Below are 4,459 nucleotides of genomic sequence, written 5' to 3'. Positions count from 1 at the left end.
TCTTTGCATAGGTTGAGGCAATAAATATAGTTCAAATTCTAATGTAACAATTCAGTTTGTATTCCTCGTTACAGATATTAGAGGATGTTTGAAAAATTATTTTCACGGTAGCAAAACGTTTTAGATCCCCCTAAATTCCCCTTAAAAAGGGGGACTTTGATTCCGGTTCCCCCCTTTTTTAAGGGGGGTTAGGGGGGATCAAAAGGCTGTGGCGCAACTCTAGAAGACTTGTATATACACCGTAGCTTTATAAGGGGGGTTAGAGAGGATCAATAAGTGCAAAGATACAGCAAATTACTTTTCAAACAACCTCTTAGTAATACTAATAGTATTTTTCCATACTCTGCATGAGAACGAGAGACTAACAAGAGACTAATTCTGAGTTTCCAAACATTGGCACAAAGTTACGGTAAGCTGACAATGCCGCTTCTTTAACAGTTGCATTCACAATCGGAAAGGTAGTGAGGATGTAGCTAAATTCATCTTCGGTTAAGCCATAAAGATGTGCTACCATTCCATCGAGTTCGGCGCGGAGTTTAGCGCGTTCTGCTTCGTCGGTAACGCCTTGTTGATGGGAACCTAGACCGACTTCTTGCGCGAGTTCGTCAAATTTTGGGGTGGTGCAGATGAGTTTGGCGGCGCGTTGTACAATATCGTTGAAGCTGCGATCGTTTTTTGTTAAACGTTGGACTGGTAGTTGATAGACATAAAAGAAATTTACATTAGCAGTTACTCTTAGACGTAATAAATAATCTAAAATAAAGCTGTTCCAAACTCCGCAAAGATAAAACATTACATCATAACTAATTTGACGATTTCCTTCATTATCGTATGTGCGAACAGATTGAAAACTTTCTGAATGAAAGTTTGGAGGAATGATTGTCGAAATCATTGTCCTTGCATTTGTACTACTTGCAATTTTACGAAACCTAAGTCGGTAATCTTGATAGTCAAGCTTTTGACATCTGTCTTCTTTGCGCCCCAGTACAGCTAATCTTCCCTCTTTTTCGACAATCCAGTACCGGGGTTTATCAAACTGATGATTAAATTGGTGAATCATTTTACCTTCATATAAAGGCAACATTAATTGTTTTAATTCTTGTTTAAACAGATAACTATCATTCGTCATGTGAAATTCACTTTGTAGGCTGATGTTCCAGCTTTCACTCAGCTTTTCACCTAAAAGTGGAGACTTAGATACTTTTTTTGCTATTAACAAATCATATTTATTTGTAAACTCTACTATTCCTAAACTTTCAGGTGAAAGTTGACGCACCATTTTAACATTAATCTGCAAGCTATCATCATTAGGAAACCTTTGAAGTTCCTGCACATCATGACGCATAAAGGCAGATGAAAATTCTGTTGTTGTACTACCTTTAACAAAAGTAAGAACCACAAACTTAAAACGGCTATCAACTTCTTCAAAAATTGTCTTGCGATTCTCAAAACAGAATAAACCAGTAACTTTAGTTTGACTAAACAACATTTCTCGCAATTGCTTAGTCCCCAAATCAGTGTAAATCCCACTAGGAATTACAATTCCACACTCACCGCCTGAACGCAAAAGATTAAAACATTGTTCTGTAAACAGCTTATAGAGATTAATATCCGTACCTGCTTTTTTACCATTCACAATAGAAATCTGATTTTTATACTGTTCAGAAGAACGATAATAAGCACTGACATAAGGATATTGACTTTGATATTCTAACCAAGCACTTGCAATTATGGGATTTTGTAAGAGTTTATTCTGTTCTTTCTCAAAATCCTTAATATCCATTTTGTTCTTCGTCACCAGTTCATTATGCTGTGCAAAGAACTCTTTCGCCTGTGGCTTAAATATTTCCCACGGCGGATTAGTAATAATCGCATCAAAACCACCGCGTTCTAAAACCTCGTTAAAATGATAACCCCAGTGAAACGGCTTTAAGGCTGCAATATCCTCAACCTTCAAAACCCGCTTTTGTGATTTTCCAGTTAACTGAACCTCTTCATATTTGATACCCAAACGCTTACTAAACTCATCCAACAGCAAAAGATTTAACTTTTCTTGCGATTTCTTATTAAGTTGCTCAATATTTTTGCGGAGGTGTATCAATCGAGTATCTTGAGGTGTATCTGTATCGGGTAAAGCTTTCGGTAAAAAAGCGTGTTTTTTGTACAACTCAACAGATTTATTCTTTTCTTCTAAAATTTTCTTATAATTATCTGCGGCTAAAGACTGTAATAGATTTCCTTGTAGTGAATTTCCCACCGCATCAAAAGCAGTATCATCAACTTTAATTAAACCAATCAGCGAATTACCCGCCATAATATTAAAATCAATATTAGGCAAAGGCTCTAACTCTTCCACATCATTAGCAGAAGAAACCAAAGCTAAGAAAAGACGCAGTTTAGCAATTTCTGTTGCTTCCTCCATGATGTCTATACCATAGAGGTTATCAGAAACAATCCGCTTTTTGATAAAATAAGGTATTGATGGATGGGAATTTTCTATATCTTCAAGTTTCTTTTTGAGAGTGTCATCACCCATCAATTTAATTGTCCCGAAAACCGCACTATAAACTTGAATTAGCGTCTTCATCGCCGCCACAAGAAAAGCACCAGAACCGCAAGCTGGGTCAAGAATTGATAAATTAGGAAGAATATCATCCATTAGTAGACGACAAACATTTGTATCCAGCTTAATGAGAAGTTCGTTAATATCCTCAAATGGCTTATACTTATCAGACTTGTGTTGAGCGAAGTCGAAACACAGCGCATCATTTACGCGGTCTACAATTAACTTGTGGATAGTTCTATCACAGAGATATTCTGTAATTTGCGGTCTAGTATAATAAGCTCCAAAAGCCTTTTGATTAATATATTTCTCGAAAATATATCCTAAAACATCAGGATTTATCTCATCGTCTTTCCCTTCCGGCGTATCATCTAGATTCCAAGAATAACGCCCAAATAAATCTAGAACTTGCTCAAACGCCTCATCAACTATAGAAATTTGATATTTATCTTCAATATGATGCTTGAGAAATAATCCACCATTTAGGTATTTAACCTTACCTACCAATTCTTGTACAGATGAATCGCGTTCAAATTCAGGTTTAGCAAAGCTTTCAAAAAACAAAGCCTTGAGAAATTCATCATAAAAATGATTTTCACCTTTTTGCTTGCTTTGCTCAAGCTTATTTTGTAGATAGTTTAAATCTTTATTATCAATAAAAGCCTTACGCTGGAGAAAATAAACAAACATCAAGCGATTGAGAATCACTGATGTATACCAACGTCTATCTATCTCATTATCAATTCCTTTCACAAACAGCAAAAACTTCTGGTGTTGCTCTTGAAATTCCTTATAAAACTTCTTGGTTACAGGCTCAACATCAAAACCACGTTGTAATTTATAAGCAATTTCGACAACAGTCGGTTCCCCATGTTCTAATTCAGTAATATCAATGACTAAAGAACCAAGCTTGCTTAAAAATAAGTCTCCTGGTTGACCCTTCACATATAAATGGTCACGAACGAAGCTTTTACTTCCTTCTCGTTTCACCCAATACCAAAGACTACGCGTGCGTTCTTCGGTAATAAAAATTAGGAGATTTTCAGCTATCAGTTTAGTAACTTCTTGATGAATAGCAACTCTCACTTTAGCTTCTGGTATGTTCCCGTCTGCTGCGGTGACTTCAAAAATTGCAACCCCTGAGAGTTCAGCAATTTTCTGATATTGATACGTCTTGTTATCAATCTTTAAGGTTTCAGGTTTTTGTCTTGAGGGTTTAGACCAACCTAATTCTTCTATAAATAAATCACTAAATTGAAAGTTATATAGTAAATCGCGTGTTCGTTGAAAATTGAGTGACATAACTTACCATGCTTGGAAAATAAAAACCAAGCATGGTAAATTTGCCATTCAGAAAATAAATCTGTGGCTTTAAAAATTAAGTCTGCGCTGCGGACTTTAAGAAACTCTGTTTATAGGAGTTAAATTCTTACCATGCTTTTTCTACTTTATAAATCCTTTACATTTAATTAGGCTGAGAAATTATACGTAAAAATTATCAATTTCTCTAAACGTCGGCTTTATATGTCCAGCCGGGAATTTTTATTGTCAAGTATATTTGCTGATTACTTTATCAAAATGCCTAATTGCTTTATAAAAAGGTCTGTTTACTTTCTCAAAATACTGAAATGCTTTCTCAAAATAAGCTTTTACTTATTCAAACCCCAGTTTGCTTTCTCATTTCAGTGTTTTCCGCAAGCAAAATGAGCTTTTACTTATTCAAACCCCAGTTTGCTTTCTCATTTCGGTGTTTTCCGCAAGCAAAATAAGCTTTTGCTTTCTCAAACCCCAGTTTGCTTTCTCATTTCGGTGTTTTACATAGGGCTTGCTGAAAAAGTCGTATTTAAGCCAGATCAAGAATCAATTAACAATGCTTGTAAGTGAAAATATAATTTA

At 35.5% G+C, this 4,459-nt stretch carries 1 protein-coding gene; it reads right to left on the bottom strand.

From position 1 onward, the window contains the following. Positions 1-361: 361 nt before the first annotated feature. Positions 362-3,865, bottom strand: coding sequence for a DNA methyltransferase (locus GNF10_RS35425; protein WP_185592994.1), 3,504 nt, complete (start codon positions 3,863-3,865; stop codon positions 362-364). Positions 3,866-4,459: the final 594 nt, after the last annotated feature.

The sequence above is a fragment of the Nostoc sp. UCD121 genome, from assembly GCF_014222285.1.
GTDB lineage: Bacteria > Cyanobacteriota > Cyanobacteriia > Cyanobacteriales > Nostocaceae > Nostoc.
The sequence above is the reverse complement of the archived record's forward strand: the minus strand, read 5'-3'. Positions and strand labels throughout refer to the sequence as shown.

Excerpts from the sequence above, each read along its gene's own strand:
- GNF10_RS35425 (WP_185592994.1), bottom strand. The coding sequence starts at position 3,865 with ATGTCACTCAATTTTCAACGAACACGCGATTTACTATATAACTTTCAA.